We start from the raw sequence: 18,027 nt of genomic DNA, 5'->3' as shown, positions 1-18,027 counted from the left end.
GTTTTGAGCTTGACTTGTACTTGGCTATTGGCTTCTGTATAAAAGCCATTGATTCGGTCACTGACTCTTTTGCGTTCTTTTTCCTGATCGCCTTTCCCTTTTTTTTGTGAGTCATTGGCACGCGTGAGTTGCTGTTGGCGTTCTCTGACCATTTGGTCCACAGCTACTTTCTCTTCGGATTGTAGACTTTTGTCTAATGCACTCTTTTCTTTTTGTTCAAGGGCTTTGGCTTCTTTGGGAGCTTTCTCTACGTCTTCTTTGATTCCGTCTCGGGCTGCGCGGGCTTCGACCATCGGTGCGGCAGTGGAGGATTCAAATTCCTTGAGGAGTTCTGGGGATTGTAGTTCGTTTTTAATCAGGTCATCTCCAGCGGTCTTGTATTCTGTAAAGTCTGACTGTACTGAAGGTACTGGAGGTAACATTCCTTCAGCAAGGTTCAGGGCTTGTACTTTTGAGGGGGCTTCTACTCCTGGGAGCTCTTGTTTGGCTGATTCGTGGACAGGGGTAGGAGCGTCTTTGATTTTTTGATAGTTGCCTTTGACGTCTCCTGTTTGCTTTTTGATGAGCTTATTCATCCCATCTACGGAGTCTTTGGCGGGGTTGTGTTCACTTAGACGTTTGACAGCTTCCTTGGTAGTGGGTAGACTGTCGGCCATTTTTTTAGAGACGTCTTGTTTTGGAGTGTCAGCATCCAGTTTAGGCTCTGGAGACTTCTCTACGTTGGTGATGGCTTGGTCATTGGCTTTACTGGAGGCTTCTTCTTTGGGAGGGACTACGGCTTTTTGAACGTCTGCTACTTTTTTGGCTGCTCCTTCTGTCTTTTGTACTTGACGCGAGGTCTTACCTACTTTGGATAGTCCTTTGGTATAGGCGGATTTGGAATTGGTGTCTAGTTCTTCTCCGGTTTTAGCAAGTGTGTCGGTTTTGGCTTTTGTGGCGTCTACTTTGGCTTCTGTAGATTCTGGTTTGTTTATTTTAAGCTTATCTCCGCCTTTGCCTTTTTCCTCTTTATCTTTCTTTGAAGGGTTTTGACCTTTATTAACTGCTTTATCATTGACTGCAGGGGCTGTAGTAACGGGTGTTGCGTTTTCTTTTGGGGCTTCGGGGAGCTTGGTTGTTGCTGTAGCTGTAGTCTTCGCAGTAGTTGTTTCAGCTTTCTTTGCTACTGTGGCAGGGGGATTAGCACCATCATTAGTACTGCTTGATGTTTTAGTGGTGTTTTCTTCATTCTCACCACTCTCACTCAACGGTTGGTTGAAGTTTTGTGGTTCGGCGAGCCATAAGATGTTTGGGAATTCTTCTTTGAGGACAGAGACAAATGCTGTGGAGCCCCAGCCGAGTCCTTCTCGTACTACTTTACTTTCGAAATGTTTGAATTTGGTTCTGGTGCGTTCTTTTTCCCGACGCACGGTTATAGCTTTTAGATAGGATGTCTTGACGCCTTTGTAGTATTTGATGATTCCTTTTTCGAAATCTTCTTTGGCTTTTTTTCGACGGTTGATTTCTTGAAGCTTGTCGAAGCTTTCTTGTCTTCTACTGCTTAAGTCTGGTTTTTTCTTGGCTTTGACCGGTTGAGGAGATGGCTTTTTGGTTGGTTTAGGTGACGGTAGCGAAGATACTTTAGGTGTAGAGGGTGGAGCGGGTGCAGTCTTTTTTTTCTGCATACTTTGGAACTCTGCCATGACTTCTTCTCTGGAGTAGTGCAAGGAAGGATCTCTATCAGCTAGACTGGCTAGCACTCTTTGTCGGTGGCGATCTTCGGGGGAGAGGAAGGCTACAGGGGTGTGATCACTTTCTTGTCCCTCTAATTCATATTCGTGCTCCTCGGCTGAATCAAAATATGACATTTCTCTCCATTGGTTTAGTTAATTGATAATTAAAAAGTCATTCTAATATAACTCTCCTTCTGGATTGGTTTTGATAGAAAGCATATGGTCATTTCTTGACAAATACCTCTACCTCTTCTCTCTCCAAGGATTGTAAAATTATTCTGATATGAGAATAAACCAAAAATTTGACATCAAATTACTTTATCAACTAAGTTGAAACCAACAACAATACTAGTTAACTAGCTCGTAGATAGACGTTTTTTGTACAAGAATGATCTGTACAAGAAATTTCTTTGTACAAACTTCTCTTGTACAAAGTCTACTTGATATCTGTACAAGAAAATTGTGTACAAGAAAAAAATTTGTACAAACATTTCTTGTACACTTCAAAATGGATTTTTGTACAAGAAAAATTCAAACTGAAAAATTCTTGTACAAAATCGGCTCAAAAAAACCCGAATGAATCAGGTTTGTTTTTAATTTCTAGAACTAGCTTGATTTTATCTACTTCTTGTAGACTCTTACCCAGTCTACTTGGAGTTTTGATTCATCGGCGTAGTTTTCACTATTGTTATCTGTAAAAAATACCCCGCCTACGGCTGTGTTGAGCACTATGCTCAGTTGATTGCCAAATATGTCTTCTAGATTGTTGCCTGATGAATCTACCGTTATAACTATACGGCCATCTAAAGCTACTTGTACCTGAGTCTCTGTCCAGATCAGTTCGTAAACGTGAAAGTCTTGTCTTAAATCTACTTCTCCCGAATAGGTCTTCTTACTGTTTTGGGCAATAGTTTTATTGGCTTCTTTGCCGTAGAACATGTTGAATTGAAACTGCTTACCTGATCCTCCTCTGGCTTCTAGTATATCCAGTTCTCCTAGTGTCGGCCAAGGGTCTGCGTACATCCAGAAAGCAGGCCACATGCCATGTCCTGTTGGTAATTTCATACGGGTGGAAACAATGTAAGTCTGCTCTCCTTCTGCGTCACTTGGACCAAAGAATGTCTTAGATTCTATCCTTCCTGATAGATATTCAAATGATTTCTGGGTATCATCCCATGGTGTGGCGTCACCTGTGACGGCTTGACGCTTTGTGTTGATAGTTAATAATCCGCCTTCTATGATCAACTGCTCTGATTGATAGAGCTGAATTTCATTGTTAAATGCGCCTCCATTCCATTCGGTCCATGAGGATAAGTCTTCTTCAAAACTTTCGTTGAATACCAACTCATATCCTTCTTTGTTGATGGCTTCTGCTTCTACATCAGGGACTATGGGTACTGATTGTTCTTCCGACTCTTTTTCTTCTGTTCCCTTTTTGGGGTCGGCTTTTTCTTTTTGATCTATATCATCGGCCGTTTCTCTATCGTCTGAGGTACAGTTCATCAAGCCGATGATCAAAATGAAGCCGAAAATCATTCTTAGCATGTTATTCTGCTTATTTACGCTTATCATCATTCATTATTTCATGGCTAATCTAAAGGTTAGGTTAGGAGAGTTAGGGTTAGGGTTAGGTTAGGTTAAATAAGAACCTTGCCTCTTTAGCTTTGGAAACAACACCTAGTCAATAGGTTATCGCTCACTCTGCGATTAAAGTTCTAGTTTATAATCATGTGCTCCTTTGGCATATCGTTTATTGTATTTGAAATCGGTATTCGTTTGGTTTCCTTTAGTTCCAATATTGTCGTGACTCCACATGATCTCGGCTCTGCCATCACCTAGTACTATATCTGTCAATTTCTTTTGCATTTTTTTGACTACCTCAGTGTATTTGTCATCGAATGCCAAGTTTGTTGTTTCGCCCGGATCATTTGTCAAATCATATAGTGCTGGATCGGTTTCTTCATATGGTACTTTCAGTGCCCAGTTGAAGTTCTCTCCTCTCTTCTTGTTGGAGGGTCTGGTTTGCATTGAGAATACGTAGTCTTTGGTACGAATATATGCTCTTGGGCCTGTCACTGCATGGCTCTCTCCGATGACATAGTCTCTGATCGGAGCATCTCCTGAGATGGTTTTTGCCATATTCATTCCGTCTAGGTACTTGAATTCTTTGCTTTTGAGGTCTGCACCTGCTTCAGCTAATATGGTGGGGGCAATATCTACAAACTCTGTATAGTTGGTCACGACTTTACCTGCTGGGTACTTCTCTTTGTCTGATGACACTACGATGATCGGGTTGTGACTATCGATATCCCAAGGGGTAAACTTGGAGTATGCTCCATGGTCGTTGAGTTTCCAGCCGTGGTCACCACATACAAATACTACGGTCCACTCTTGGCTGTGCTTTTCGCTATATTCTATGAATGCGTCTACTGATTCTCCAACTAGGGCGTCTCCATAGGCACAGAATGCATAGTAGTCCTGAATCATCTTTTGCTTTTCCCAATCTGGAAATTCTTGTGACTTGGCATTGTTCACTTGTCTCTTCATCTGTGCTGGCATCTTTTCCCATTCTTCAGGGGTCAATTCTGGCACTTTGTATTTTTTCTTAGAAAATCGCTCTCTATAGTCTGCTGGTGGCAATACTGGTGTGTGAGGAAAGTCATACCCTATATGTGCAAAAACGGGCTTGGAAGGGTCTACTCCTCTGAAGGTCTTGCTACCGACTGCGAAGTTTTTGTTTTCATTCTCTAGGTAATCTTTGAAGGTAGAGGTGTAATAGCCGTCTCTGGTTTTACCTGCTGGACGTGGGCTGACTCCTGCTAAAATCCCTGAGCTAAATGGTGTTTCTTTCTTCTTATGTGTATGCTTTCGCATCAAATCAAACTTATCATAGGCTTCTTGAGCTGTACCTGCATAGCCTGGTACTTCTCTTTCTACTAGCTCTGATATATAATAGTACCTACCGTCTTCGTCTCTCAAAAACTCTAGCCCCCAAATGGTCTTGGATAGTTTGGTTCCATTGACCTCCTTGATAGGAAACTGTACTCCATGCTCAGCCATTCCCTCGTTAGCCAAAATTTTGAAGCTCACATCTGTTTGGTAAATCTTGTGTGAGACTGCTTTATCATTTTTAATCGTCTTGATACGGACACCGAGTTTACCAAAGTGCGCCGTTTGATACCCTAACTTCTCCATCTGCTCTGGAAGGTAGGGGTATGAGTTGTCTGTATTGTTATTGTGGTATTCGAATTCGTAAATACCTGATCTGAACGGATATCTTCCACTATGCATCGATGCTCTGGATGGTGCACAGCCCATCGCTTGACAGTAGCTATTGATGAAGGTAGTACCCATACTGGCTAGCTTATCGGTTTGTGGAGACTCTACGTAACCTAATGGACTCATTTCTTCACCTGTCAACATTTTGTTGAATGCTCGAATGGCGTCGTATCTGTGATCATCGGTTAGTATCCATAGGACATTCGGCTGTTTTTCTTGAGCTGTGACGCTTTTGCTTGCTACGAAGCACGCGATAATTACTAGTATTAGTTTCAGTCTTATCATTTCTTATGTATTTCCTCTTTTTACTCTAATCTGATGTTGTCCGATAGTTTTATATCGATAGCGAATTGGGATTAATCTGTCTATCGAGTGGTAATTACAATTTCGAAGATACCCAGTATCCTTTGGATCAGGAAGTTCATCTCTAATCTATGCTAGAAATGAACTTTAACCAAAAACCACTGAACATCTATTTTTCACCTTTTATCTCGTTTGTTTCACCGCTCAACTTTTATCAAAAAATCTGGATAGTTGCTCTCCTACCTTTGGAAAAGTAATGTAAAAATAAGCTAGCGAGTCAGCTAGTAGTTGAGAAAAGTTAGTAGTGAAATTTTAAAGTCAGGGAGTCATGAGAGTTGTTAGATTAGTTGTTTTGATGTCAGTTTTTTCTTTTGTTGGTTATATTGCTAAGTGCGAGGAGAAAGCTTCTAAAAAAGAAGTGAGTACTACGAGCCAAACTATTGATGTTCAAAAGACTCAATCAAATACAAAGCTTGATAGGTTCGGGGATATCGATGGTGACGGGATCATTAATCTTTACGATCTATGTCCGTGTCAAAGTGGTGAAAAAACTAACACGGGATGTCCTGACGAAAGAACTAATTTGAAAATTGCATAAATGGTTGATGTGCAATCTCAGTGACGTATCTACTTTATAAAATTGCTACGATAGAGAATAGTGGTTTGGATAGCTAGCAACTTCCAGATCGCTATTTTCATTTTACCCCATTCCATTTATTATCATATACACCTTTACTGAATTCTTCTCTGCGGATCAAGTGAGCAACATTGTCACTTGCTTTAATGCCGCTTTATTCATTAGAAAATTTATTCCAAGTTTAGAAAACTTCAACTCAAATCGCTATGCTAGGTTATAATCATTCACTGCAATGATGCTTAGTCTCTCCCTGTAAAACTCTTTGATCAATTGCTATTGAACTTTCGCTGCATAGTTTACAACACGCACATCTGCTTAAAGATGAATAATCATCTACCTATTTAAACCTCCAAACAAAAAGTAAAAAGTGTAAATCGTTTTATGGCACACTATCCATCAGAAAAAAATATGCGACCCCTAGCCACCTCGCATATATGCGTACCCTTTATAGTACGCATAAAATAAATTTGAGCTTTTTAAAATTATGCGACCCCTCCGGACCACGCATATATGCGTACCCTAACCACCTCGCATATATGCGTGCCCTTTATAGCTCGCATAAACCGGCTTTGTACATTAGAAAAGATTATTATAAGATCAACTGAGTAAAAAGGCTAAAAACTGATATTTAAGGATTGACCACTGAACATCCCTTTTTTGCTTTCTAACTTTCTTCTTTTACCACTCGACTTTTTTAAAAAAATCTGGATAATCACTCTCATATCTTTGGAAAAGTAATACGATAATAAACTAGCGAGTCGGCTAGTAGGTGAGAAAAGTTAGTAGTGAAATTTTAAAGTTAAGGAGTTATGAGAGTTGTTAGATTAGTGGTTTTGATGTCAGTTTTTTCTTTCGTTGGTTATACTGCTCAGTGTGAGGAGAAAGCTTCTAAAAAAGAGGTAAGTACTACGAGCCAAACTATTGATGTTCAAAAGACTCAATCAAATACAAAGCTTGATAGGTTCGGGGATATCGACGGGGATGGGATCATCAATCTTTACGATCTATGTCCGTGTCAAAGTGGTGAAAAAACTAACACGGGATGTCCTGACGAAAGAACTAATTTGAAAATTGCATAGATGGTTTGATATGCAATCTCAGTAACGCCTTTACTTTAATAATTACTACAATAGAAGATAGTGGTTTGGATAGCTAGCAACTTCCAAACCACTATTTTCATTTTATTACAGTTTCAATTTATAGTCGTGTGCTCCTTCGGCGAATTTTTCATTATAAATCACATCTGTACCGATAGCATTTGGCTTACTTCCGTGATTGGTCTTACCCCACATGATCTCTGCTCTACCATCTCCTAAGACAATGTCGATAAGTTTGTTTTGCATCTTCTCAGCTATCTTGGCGTATTTCTTATCAAATGCTAGGTTTTTAGTCTCTCCTGGATCGGATGGCATATGATATAGTGCTGGATCAAGCTCTTTATAAGGTACTTTTCTGGCCCAGTCCATGTTTACTCCTCGCTTCTTATCTGGTCTAGTCTGCATGGAGAAAACGTACTCTTTGGTACGAATATATGCTCTTGGCCCTGTGACTGCATGGCCTTCTCCTATCACATAATCTCTCACTTGAGCCTTGCCTGAGGCAGTTTCTTGTAGGTCTATACCATCCAAGTATTTGAACTCTTTGCTTTTTAAGTTAGCTCCTGCAGCACTCAACACGGTCGGGGCGATATCTACGAACTCTGTATAGTTTTCTACGACTTTACCTGCTGGAAATTTCTTCTTGTCAGAAGATATGACAACAATAGGGTTATGACTGTCTACTTCCCAAGGCGTGAACTTAGAGAATGCTCCGTGATCATTAAGCTTCCAGCCATGATCTCCACATACGAAGACGATCAGCCATTCTTGTTTATTTTTTTCACTGTACTTAATGAATGCCTCTGCGGACTGTCCTACTAGGTCATCTCCATATGCACAAAATGCATAGTAGTCTTGAATCATCTTCTGCTTTTCCCAATCAGGAAATTCGTTGGATCTTGACTTACCTACCTGCCTCTGCATTTGCTTTGGCATTGTTTCCCACTCCTCTTCAGTCAACTCTGGCACTTCGTATTTTTTATTTGAAAACCTCTTTCTAAAACTTGCTGGAGGCAGTACTGGTGTATGTGGAAAGTCATACCCGATATGTGCAAATACTGGCTTGGATGGGTCTACTCCTTTAAAGCTCTTCGTCCCAACTGCAAACTCCTTGTTCTCATTTTCCAAGTAATCAATGAAGGTAGATGTATAATATCCGTCTCTGGTCTTTCCTGCTTTTCTTGGACTTACTCCTCCTAATATCCCAGGACTAAATGGAGTTTCTGGCTTCTTGGAGGTGTGTTTTCTCATTAGGTCAAACTTGTCATAAGCTTCTTTGGCTGTACCTGCATAGCCTGGCACTTCTTTCTCAATCATCTCTGAGATGTAGTATATTCTACCATCATCGTCTTTCAAATAGGTCTGTCCCCATAGCGTCTTTGATAGCTTAGTTCCATTAACTTCTTTTAGAGGAATCTTTTTACCCCATTCTTTCAAGCCTTCATTACCTAAAAGTCGTGAGTCAATATCTGTCTGATATAGTTTATGGTCTACTGCTTTTCCATTTTTATTAATGGTTTTGATCCTTACACCTAGCTTGCCAAAATGGGCAGTTTGATAACCAAGCTTGGCCATCTGCTCAGGGAGATATGGGTATGAATTATCTGTATTGTTGTTGTGGTATTCAAATTCGTAAACTCCAGACCTGAATGGATAGCGACCGTTGTGCATCGATGCTCTGGAAGGAGCGCATCCTGTCGCTTGGCAGTAAGTATTAATAAAGGTGGTACCCATACTCGCCAACTTATCGGTCTGTGGAGACTCTACATAGCCGAGTTTACTCATCTCTTCACCGGTCAGCATTTTGTTGAATGCTCTAATGGCATCGTATCTATGATCATCTGTCAATATCCATAGAACATTTGGCTGTTGCTGAGCCATTACTACTTTACCAGCGGCGAACAATGCGATGACCGCTAGTATCAATTTCAGTCTTTTCATAATTTTATTGTTTCTGCTTGTTTCGTTGCATATAGACGAATGAAGCCTCTTCTGTCTATTGAGATTTAGGTCTCAAAAACAAGGATTTATAGACTTACGAAACTAAAACCTAGCTGTAAAACACTTAGGAAAAGATTATAAACAAAAAGAGGTGAACAATTTCACCTCTTTTTGACAAGACTATATGTGTCTCAATATTTTCTGAACACCTATATTCAATAGGTCGGTTTCAGATACTGATTACTTATTCATTCCTTCTTCAAAGGGTCTACTTTACCATATCCTCCCTTTGGTGCATCATGTTCGGCGGCATACTTGTCGTATTGAGGAATTATTGCTTTTATCTCATCTCTTTGGACTCTGTGAGCTTCTGATACTTGACTCCAGTCTGTAATCTTCGGAAAGCTGATTAAGTTTTTTGGACTTTTACTCACGTCGTACCAAATACCATTTCCGTCTTTCATGACTAAGTCTCCTCTAGCTAGTGTTCGATCTTTATGATAGCTATAAATCCAGTCTCTAAACCCTGCTTCTTTAGTAGTCAGATATGGAATCAAACTTTCCCCATTGATTTCATAGCTTTCTGGAATTTCTACGCCTACTACATCCGCGATCGTTGGTAAAACATCTGATAGATTGACTACTATATCTACTTCTCCTTGCTTAGTCATATTGAGAACGGGAGCATAAATAATCATTGGTACGTGTGTGCCTTTTTGAGCTACTACACTGCTTTTCCCATATCCGCTCGTCCCATTGTCTGCACAAAAAATAAAGATGGTATTATCCTCTATTCCAAGAGATTTAAGTTTATTCATGTATTGCCAGACTTGGAAGTCTAGGTAATTGATATGGGTATGAATTCCTTGCTCTGTAACAGTTCCGTGTGTATCATAGACTCCATTGTCTCCTGTGATGTTAGGTTTAGTACGTGTGTACTTTTTCCCATCCCATTTGATCACTGGAGTTCCAGGCCATTTATTGGCTTCTTCATGATTGAAAAAATCCCACGCATCGTGCCCTAGGTGACTGGTGTGATACACAAAGAATGGTTTATCTTCTTTGACTTTCCGCTCCATATAATCGAATACAAACTCTAGCTCCACATCTGGTCCATAGGTATTCAATCCAAAGGTATCTTTCGCAGCTTTGTGATTTTTGGTGGTAGGCCACCAGACTAGTTCTTCCGTCTCATCAGGATGATTCATCAATTGCACATGTGGATACCAGTACCAACCAGACTGCACATAGGAATCGGCAATCTTATTGTTATCTGCATTGTAGATCTTTTTCTTGCCATCTACTTTTCTAGATTCTAGTCTAAAATCGGTAGTCGGAATAGCTCTGTTATACGATCCTTCTCCAGGTGTAAAACAGCCTTCGTCGAATCCAAATTTGCGGACATCACTCATTTGGGTTTTACCTGCCCAGTAAGTTGAATAACCTCCAGCTTTAGCTACATGGGCGATTGTATGTGGGGAACTATCATGAAGTCTCCAGCCTGATTTTCCCTCTGGGCTTTTCCCTTTGTCTTTGTTGTGCCACCACTTATGTAAATGTGCATACCTTCCGGTCATCATCATCGCTCGACTTGGTCCACAAATAGTAGATGCCCAAGCGGTTTTCACATAACACCCTTCGTTAGCCAATTTGTCTAAGTTTGGAGTTTTGGCTCTGAATTTTGGATCGGAAGTATCTATTCCTTTTGCTCCACTTTTGATCGGGGCTGACCACTTGGATGAACCATATATGGGTAGTTCGCGAGCACTAATATCATCTGCAAACAAAATGATGATATTGGGTTGGCTCCTTTTCTTTCCTGCAAAGGCAGTCATGCTAATAGCTAACACTATTAACGATAAAACTATTTTTCTCATTCTATCTCTATGTTCTTTTCGAACTGTACTAATCTGATATTTTAAACTTGATCATTATTCCTTCTAGGGATATAAAATAGATTCCTGCATCGAATGCACTCACATCTATTGATGCCCCCATGTTTAGGTATGATTCTACCAATTCTACCCCTCTATTATCATAGATCTTGTAATCAGCTCCGGGTGAAACACCTCTTATATTTAAGGTGCCTTGAGTTGGATTAGGGTATACACGAACGTCTAGAAGTTTATTATTTACTGACAATCCTTGTTCATTTCCTTCATCTGGGGTTTCTAAAACTGGTTTGTTTAGGGTTTCAATTTCTTCAGCGGTTAGCTCTCTTAAGTCTGCTGGTTCATCAAAGCCACCAGCTGGCGCGTCTATACCAGACTTTTCCTGACTGTAGTCTGGAATTATAGCTTCTAATTCAGCTTTTTCTTTTCGATGTTCTTCTGATAAACTGGCCCAATCTGCGTCTTCTATTTTAGTAAAGCTGATGAGATCGTTTGGATTTCCTTTTACATCATACCAATTGCCTCTTCCATCTAGTAAAACGTATTCTCCTCTTATAAGCTGAGTTTCCTTGTGATAGCCATAGACCCATTCTCGAGTAGTCTTTTGATTGGTGAATAGATATCTGTACAGGCTAGTTCCGTTGATTTCATAATCATCGGGTATCTTAACTCCTGCCAAATCAGCGATCGTAGGCAACATATCTGAAATGTTAACCATCTCTTCTTGTTCTCCTGTTTTGGTCATTCCTAATCCAGGTGCATAGATGATCATTGGGACATGAGTCCCTTTCTGGCTATCGTTAAGTGACTTACCATAGCCACTAGTACCATTGTCTGCACTGAATATAAAAATGGTTTCATTCTCTATTCCCAACTCCTTCAGTTTGTTCATGTATAGCCAAACTTGATAATCGAGGTAGTTGACATGGGTGTGTATACCGTCTTCGGTTACGGTTCCGTGTGTATCATAGACTCCATTATCACCAGTAATATTTGGCTTAGTGCGGGTATACTTACTTCCATCCCAGCTTACTTTAGGAGTGCCTGGCCATTTGTTGGCTTCATCGTGAAACAAAAAATCCCATGCATCATGTCCAAGATGACTGGTATGATAGATAAAGAAAGGCTCGTCTTCTTTGTGTTTTCGCTCCATAAACTCAAAGATGAATTCTAGCTCTACATCAGGTCCATAGGTATTTACTCCGAAGGTATCTTTAGCCGCAGTGTGATTGTCATTGGTAGGCCACCAAACTAGATCTTCTGTCTCATCGGGATGAAACATTAGCTGTACATGTGGATACCAATACCAGCCTGATTGTACATAGGAATCTACTTCAGCATTGTTATCGGCGTTGAATAGTTTTCTACTTCCATCCGTATTCTTTTTCCAATTGCCACTTCCGTCTTTTTGGTTTTCTAACCTGAAATCAGTTGTAGGAATAGCTTTGTTGTGAGAACCTGAGCCTGGAACCAAGCACCCTTCGTCAAATGCAAAGTTTCTTACATCTTCCATCTGCGTCTTTCCAGCCCAATATGTCGAATACCCTCCAGCTTTGGCTACATGACCGATTGTGTGTGGAGAGCTTTCATATAAATTCCATACTGAGGCTCCTTCGGGACTTTTGCCTTTACCTTTATTGTGCCACCATTTGTGTAAGTGTGCATAGCGACCTGTCATCATCATCGCACGGCTGGGACCACAGACTGTAGCTGCCCATGCAGTCTTGAAATAACAACCTTCCTGTGCTATTTTATCTAATACTGGGGTTTTGGCTCTGTATTTAGGGTCTGATGTATCTCCGCCAGCTAGACCTCCTCCTTTTGGTAAACTCCAAACGGTAGAACCATAAATAGGTAGTTCGCGGGGACTGATATCATCAGCGAATAGAAGGATAATGTTGGGTTTATCTGCGTAAGTAGCAACGCTAAGTCCTAGACAAAGAAGTAGGAGTAGTTTTTTGTAGATAGTAGTAATAGTCATAATCATTCTTTTGCAGGTGTAGTAGGGGTTAAATCCTATCTGTCCTGAAGGAGAAGAGTTTACAGAAGTTTACTAGCACTACTTCATCATCCTCAATGTCAGGAAGAATATTTTAGTAGGCTAAAAAAGCCTACTAAAATATTTTGATTAGCTAGGATCAATCCTCGTGTGCAGCTACGTTTCCTCCGATATCGTTCTCAGAGTATCCTTCCATAAGGATTTTGAAAGAATGTGCGTAGTCTGAAGGTAGAGACTTTGGCGCTTTCACTACCAAACCTCTTGAATCTCTAGTCCATTCAATCTTTTCATCGCTACCAAGTAGGCTTACATTCAAAATCTTAGAATTTAAAACTCCAATATCTGTGCTCAAAGTTTTCATGATGATATCTCCTTCAGGTTTACCCATCACGATTGCATAAAACTCTTTTTCAGATTTCTTGGTATACCTAATATCTTTATTAGTGTATTCGATTTTGATCTTCTCTATCTTATGTCCTCCTTCAGGAAGTCTAGTAGGGCCTTCACCGAATACCGTCCAAGGTCTAGTAGCGTATATAGCATCTCCATTGACTTCTAACCATGCACCCATTTCTTCTAGAAGGTGTACCATCTCTGATGGGATAGATCCATCTGGGTTTGGAGGAACATTTAGAAGCATTAAACCATTTTTCGCTACGATATCTACCAATATATCGATTAGGTCATTTGGCTTCTTGAATTTAGCTCCAGTTCTAAAGAACCAAGCTCCTGGAGATGTATCTGTCAACCATGCTGGATTTTTAGGCTGATTTGGACGACCTCTTTCGTAGTCTTTGATAGCTGTTTCGATTGGGAAAGTTGTTTCTTTATACGCTACACACACTTCTTTATCCCACTCAAGACCTTTGTTGTAATAGTATGCTAAGAACTTCTGGCGATCTGCCTCTGGTAAGTTCTCTAACCACCAATCGAACCAAAGCATATCAGGTTGATATACATCAATGTATTCTTTTAGTTTAGCCCACCATTCTTTTAAGAATCTTTCATCTGGCACATCATCATCCAATCCGTGAGGATTAGTATATAAATCGTAGTCCTTTTTCTTCACTCCACCATAGGCGTGAGCTGGTCCCCAATATTTCCATGTAAAAGCATGGTGAAATGAAGCCATGAATTTTAAGCCGTTTGCCTCGATTTCTTTCTTAAGATCAGCTGATGGGTCAATCCCTCCATAATTCTTAGAATTCCATCTTGTAGACTTAGCATCCCACATAGCGAAGTTATCATGGTGCATCGCTACAGGTCCTGCGAACTTAGCGCCTGACTTTTTGAAAAGGTCTGCCCATACTTTGGCATCAAACTTAGTAGGCTTGAAGTTTTCAATTACTTCTACATATCCATGTTTACCTGGATCGCCATATTTTTCCTTGTGGTGGAGAAAGTTATTTGATGGCTGATTATTTTTTGTAGGGACTTTTTTACCGTCTTGGTACATGATCATACCGTGCCATCCTCTGTAAAATTTCTTTGGGTCAGAACCGTCCAATGCTTCTGATACGGGACCCCAGTGAGCATATATCCCAAGTTTAGCGTCAAGAAACCAATCTGGTGTTGCATTTACTTTGGAGAGTGATTCCCAGCTTTCCTGGTATTTCTCAGTTTTGGATTGGGCCTGAGTTAAACTGGCTCCAATCAACAAGACCATTATTGCTAATAGCCCTATTTTCGTTGCATTCTTCATATATGAATTATTCTATCAATTTGTTAACCGAGCCCATCTGCACCTTGCTCAGATTGCAAATGTGTTGATAGAAAATCAAATATTTGGGTAGAGAATATCGATTTTCAAAGGGTGAAAAACTAACGAAGGGACTCTCAGAATTTACAAGTCTTTTTTAAGGATTTACCCCCTTAAACAAAAGAAATCAGGAAACGAGAATGGTCCGTTTCCTGATTTCTGGTACTATTTAATAATTACTTCGTCTATCTCCCAACTTCCTGAGCTCGCATCAGCCGCTGGCTGAATCGCCACTTGCATAATACGCTCTTTGATATCAGAGAATTTTGACAAACTCAATTCATAGGTCTTAAACTCTTCATCTTCACTAGAAATTGGAATCGTAATCCATTCTTGGGCTGTCCAGTCTACTGGAGCTGTTTCGGACCAAAAATTCCTACTGCGATCTCTAGAAAAGAGTGCTACCTTTAATTCTGTGGCTTCACTGTTATTTTTGATTCGAAAACTCATATCTGAGCATAAAGATGACTTTGTATATAACCATGGAGCACTTTTAATCACAGCTCCTTTTTTCGTCACTTCTCCTGAAATCACACCGTCGGCATAGTTCACATCTTGATCATCTTCAGTGACCCAACCCATCGTACTGCTAATGAATCTAAACGGACGTCCAGGTGCTGGGTACATTCGGTCATCCTCTGGCACCATGATAGTTTCATCTTCATTGAAGAATACAGGTTTCAAACTAGCTCCTCTGTAGAAGGCACTAATGTCATGATTTTCTTGTAATACATATTTCTGCCCCTTCCAGTCGAAAAAACTAGTGTGTCCACCATCTAAGAAAGCTCCCTTGAAATCATAGGGTCCATATAGATTCTTGGACATTGCGTATTTATTTCCATACACAAGGTAATACCAATCATTTCTCTTAAAGAGTGTAGACTTATCTGGAACACCCAACTTATTGCCTAGACTATCTAAAACCAATACCGGTTTAGGTTCCGTAGTGAGTGATTTCATATCTTCAGCTAGTGTAGCCATATAATATGTTCCTGCTCCAAAACTGATAGTATATACTCCGTCTTCTACGTAGATTTCAGGATCATATGGATGTACTGGAACGATACCTTTTGGTAATAATGGCTTCCCTAAGATATCCTTATATTCTCCCGTAGGTGAGTCTGCTTCCATTACACCAGAATCGATATTTCGATTTGAAAAGAACCAATAAAACTTACCGTTTCTCTCACAAATATCTCCTGCCCAGCAATTGGGTTGATCTCCGATATAGGTATCAGATGGCAAAATGTTCCTGTGAAAGGTCCAGTTAACTAAATCAACTGTAGACCATACTTCCCATCTATCCATTCGGAAAGATCCTTTTCCTGCCCAAGATTCATCGTGTCCACAAATAATGTAGAGTGTGTCATTATGCACCCAGGCATGTGGGTCTGCCATTCCATGTTCTGGAACTATGACATCTGTTTGAATGATGTCTGAGGATATACTATCTTCCTTTGACTCTACTTCTGTTGTTTGTTTTGGCTGCTGACAAGCTAATAATGTAATTGCTGCCAGTAGTATTACTGTATTTTTCATTTCTGATTTTGTTAGAATGATTTATACCATCGAAGATGCTTTTAATTGATGGTGTGTTAATCTGATTGTTTGTGCTTTTGCTATTTCTAATTAATGCGCTAGACTCACATAGGTGTAGTACACTCCATATTTATCTTTTCCATCAATGAAATCATTAACTAAAAGAGTCTTTCCTTTTTGAAGGCTAACTTCAAATACTACTTCCTCGTCGTTTTCTCCTATTTCTTTTTCTAGCATTTGATTCGCTATTCTAATTCTCACCTTTTTGGGAGTGATTGCCTTATATTCAAAATCCCCTTCTGGAACTTTTGCAGGGACACCTAAAATAGGTCCTGAACATTCCTTTGGCCAACGTCTACAGGATATGCGATAAACTCCATCTTGGTCTATTTGTAGTGCGTGGGTATTATTTACATTAGTCATGCCTGCAGCTACTTGCTCAGTCTTCCAGATCCCCCCTCCTTCACCTATAGCGTGCTGGATAGTGAGTTTAATTTCCTTTTGTGCAGGGTTTCCGACTATAGCTACCGGCAATTCATAGTATTCTTTATTCTGTTTAGAAGCTTGTACAAACTTGCTATTATCGTTTTTAAGCTTATTAACTAGCTCTGGATTTTGAGAGGCTAAATCTTTTCTTTGGGACGGATCAGTTTTGACGTCATATAGCTTTTTACCGTTGATTAATCTCCATTGATCATTAATGAGACAGGTTTGGTTGATTTCCATTGGAGGTCTCCAATCTTGACGGTGATGTACAAAGACCGTTCTATCTTCAAGCTCCGTCTGCTTCTTGGTCAATAGTGGGGATAAATCTATTCCATCCAATGGCATTCCTTTTGGAATACCTATACCACATAGACTTGCCAACGTAGGAATCAAATCTACATGTGCTGCTACTTCAGTAATATCTCTACCTCCTTTGACTTTTCCTTCTGGCCAATGGATAAAAAACGGAACTCTGTGCCCCCCTTCTTGTTTGCTGCCTTTAATACCTCTGAACCCCATGTTATATCCTAATTTACCATCTGGGCTATATCCATATCGGGTACCATTGTCACTCATGTAGATCAAAATTGTGTTTTTGGTCAAACCTTGGTCATCCAAATACGCTCTGAATTTTCCAAAATTCTCATCAATATTGGCAATCATACCGTAGAGGTTAGCGCTAATAATTTTATCTCCTTCTAGATGCTTATATGGAGCTGCATATTCTTCCGCCACTATCAGTGGATCATGTGGTGCGTTGGTCGGTAGATAGATGAAGAATGGCTCCTCCTTGTTCTTATCTATGAATTTTATGGTTTCCTGAAACCATACATCTGTACAATACCCTTCAAATTTCTTTGGCTCATTATTGACGTAATATGTATCGTCAAAGTAGTCATTGCCCCAATAGTCTGATAGTTCTCCTACTCCACCGGCGAGATGATGAATCGCTTCATCAAAACCGAGGTCTGTTGGTCTCACGGGATAGTTATCTCCTAGATGCCACTTACCAAATATCCCTGTTTTGTATCCGGCTTGTTTAAATACATCAGCCATAGTAACAGCATCCCCTTGAAGTGCGTCACGACCTTTGTAAGTCGCCCATGTACCATTATTAATTGGGTAACGACCAGTCATGATGGCTGATCTGGTGGGAGTGCATAGTGGACTAACATGGAAGTCAGTCATTCGTACGGCTTCTTTGTAAAACGCATCAATATTTGGAGTCTTTAGCCAAGGATTGCCATGACACCCTAAGTCTCCTATTCCTTGATCATCGGTTAGGATCAAAATGACATTAGGTTTGTCAGGTTTAGCAGTCGAATAGAGGGTAAGGGTAAGTAGTAATGCTGCGAATATCGAAGTTCTGATCTTCATATTGTG

At 40.2% G+C, this 18,027-nt stretch carries 11 protein-coding genes; 2 read left to right on the top strand and 9 right to left on the bottom strand.

Features of this window, described 5'->3' with window-relative positions; genetic code table 11:
- The 3 genes from DKG80_RS10480 to DKG80_RS10470 all read right to left on the bottom strand — a co-directional run.
- A partial coding sequence (locus tag DKG80_RS10480) for a hypothetical protein (RefSeq protein WP_162555814.1) occupies nt 1-1,847 on the bottom strand: 1,847 nt, incomplete at its 3' end.
- A gap of 486 nt (nt 1,848-2,333) precedes the next feature.
- Nucleotides 2,334-3,248, bottom strand: a complete 915-nt coding sequence (locus tag DKG80_RS10475; protein WP_221409107.1) for a glycoside hydrolase family 16 protein — start codon at nt 3,246-3,248, stop codon at nt 2,334-2,336.
- Nucleotides 3,249-3,419: 171 nt separating this feature from the next.
- A complete protein-coding gene (locus DKG80_RS10470) occupies nt 3,420-5,276 on the bottom strand; it encodes a sulfatase-like hydrolase/transferase (RefSeq protein WP_109831287.1) in 1,857 nt (618 codons plus the stop codon).
- 346 nt (nt 5,277-5,622) lie between these two features.
- On the opposite strand from DKG80_RS10470, the gene DKG80_RS10465 reads away from it, so the two are divergent.
- Nucleotides 5,623-5,892: a hypothetical protein gene (locus DKG80_RS10465; protein WP_109831286.1), complete on the top strand. Its 270-nt coding sequence runs from the start codon at nt 5,623-5,625 to the stop codon at nt 5,890-5,892.
- 848 nt (nt 5,893-6,740) lie between these two features.
- Nucleotides 6,741-7,010, top strand: a complete 270-nt coding sequence (locus DKG80_RS10460) for a hypothetical protein (protein ID WP_109831285.1) — start codon at nt 6,741-6,743, stop codon at nt 7,008-7,010.
- 105 nt (nt 7,011-7,115) lie between these two features.
- On the opposite strand, the gene DKG80_RS10455 is transcribed toward DKG80_RS10460, so the two are convergent.
- The 6 genes from DKG80_RS10455 to DKG80_RS10430 form a co-directional block, all read right to left on the bottom strand.
- Entirely contained in the window at nt 7,116-8,969 is a 1,854-nt protein-coding gene (locus DKG80_RS10455; RefSeq protein WP_109831284.1) for a sulfatase-like hydrolase/transferase, read from the bottom strand.
- 248 nt (nt 8,970-9,217) lie between these two features.
- Nucleotides 9,218-10,846 carry a sulfatase-like hydrolase/transferase gene (locus DKG80_RS10450; RefSeq protein ID WP_109831283.1) on the bottom strand — a complete coding sequence of 543 codons (1,629 nt, stop codon included), beginning with the start codon at nt 10,844-10,846 and terminating at the stop codon, nt 9,218-9,220.
- A gap of 28 nt (nt 10,847-10,874) precedes the next feature.
- On the bottom strand, nt 10,875-12,842 hold the full coding sequence (locus DKG80_RS10445; RefSeq protein ID WP_162555812.1) for a sulfatase-like hydrolase/transferase: 1,968 nt from the start codon (nt 12,840-12,842) through the stop codon (nt 10,875-10,877).
- 157 nt (nt 12,843-12,999) lie between these two features.
- Nucleotides 13,000-14,562: an alpha-L-fucosidase gene (locus DKG80_RS10440; RefSeq protein WP_109831282.1), complete on the bottom strand. Its 1,563-nt coding sequence runs from the start codon at nt 14,560-14,562 to the stop codon at nt 13,000-13,002.
- Between the two features lie 222 nt (nt 14,563-14,784).
- Nucleotides 14,785-16,158, bottom strand: coding sequence for a family 43 glycosylhydrolase (locus DKG80_RS10435; RefSeq protein WP_109831281.1), 1,374 nt, complete (start codon nt 16,156-16,158; stop codon nt 14,785-14,787).
- Between the two features lie 90 nt (nt 16,159-16,248).
- Nucleotides 16,249-18,021 carry an arylsulfatase gene (locus DKG80_RS10430; protein ID WP_109831299.1) on the bottom strand — a complete coding sequence of 591 codons (1,773 nt, stop codon included), beginning with the start codon at nt 18,019-18,021 and terminating at the stop codon, nt 16,249-16,251.
- Nucleotides 18,022-18,027 lie beyond the last annotated feature (6 nt).

Source organism: Reichenbachiella versicolor, assembly GCF_003171675.1.
Lineage (GTDB): Bacteria > Bacteroidota > Bacteroidia > Cytophagales > Cyclobacteriaceae > Reichenbachiella > Reichenbachiella versicolor.
The sequence above is the reverse complement of the archived record's forward strand: the minus strand, read 5'-3'. Positions and strand labels throughout refer to the sequence as shown.

Bases quoted from the DNA above. Each gene is read 5' to 3' on its own strand.
- DKG80_RS10475 (WP_221409107.1), bottom strand. From the start codon at position 3,248: ATGATTTTCGGCTTCATTTTGATCATCGGCTTGATGAACTGTACCTCA.
- DKG80_RS10470 (WP_109831287.1), bottom strand. From the start codon at position 5,276: ATGATAAGACTGAAACTAATACTAGTAATTATCGCGTGCTTCGTAGCA.
- DKG80_RS10465 (WP_109831286.1), top strand. From the start codon at position 5,623: ATGAGAGTTGTTAGATTAGTTGTTTTGATGTCAGTTTTTTCTTTTGTT.
- DKG80_RS10460 (WP_109831285.1), top strand. From the start codon at position 6,741: ATGAGAGTTGTTAGATTAGTGGTTTTGATGTCAGTTTTTTCTTTCGTT.
- DKG80_RS10455 (WP_109831284.1), bottom strand. From the start codon at position 8,969: ATGAAAAGACTGAAATTGATACTAGCGGTCATCGCATTGTTCGCCGCT.
- DKG80_RS10450 (WP_109831283.1), bottom strand. From the start codon at position 10,846: ATGAGAAAAATAGTTTTATCGTTAATAGTGTTAGCTATTAGCATGACT.
- DKG80_RS10445 (WP_162555812.1), bottom strand. From the start codon at position 12,842: ATGACTATTACTACTATCTACAAAAAACTACTCCTACTTCTTTGTCTA.
- DKG80_RS10440 (WP_109831282.1), bottom strand. From the start codon at position 14,562: ATGAAGAATGCAACGAAAATAGGGCTATTAGCAATAATGGTCTTGTTG.
- DKG80_RS10435 (WP_109831281.1), bottom strand. From the start codon at position 16,158: ATGAAAAATACAGTAATACTACTGGCAGCAATTACATTATTAGCTTGT.
- DKG80_RS10430 (WP_109831299.1), bottom strand. From the start codon at position 18,021: ATGAAGATCAGAACTTCGATATTCGCAGCATTACTACTTACCCTTACC.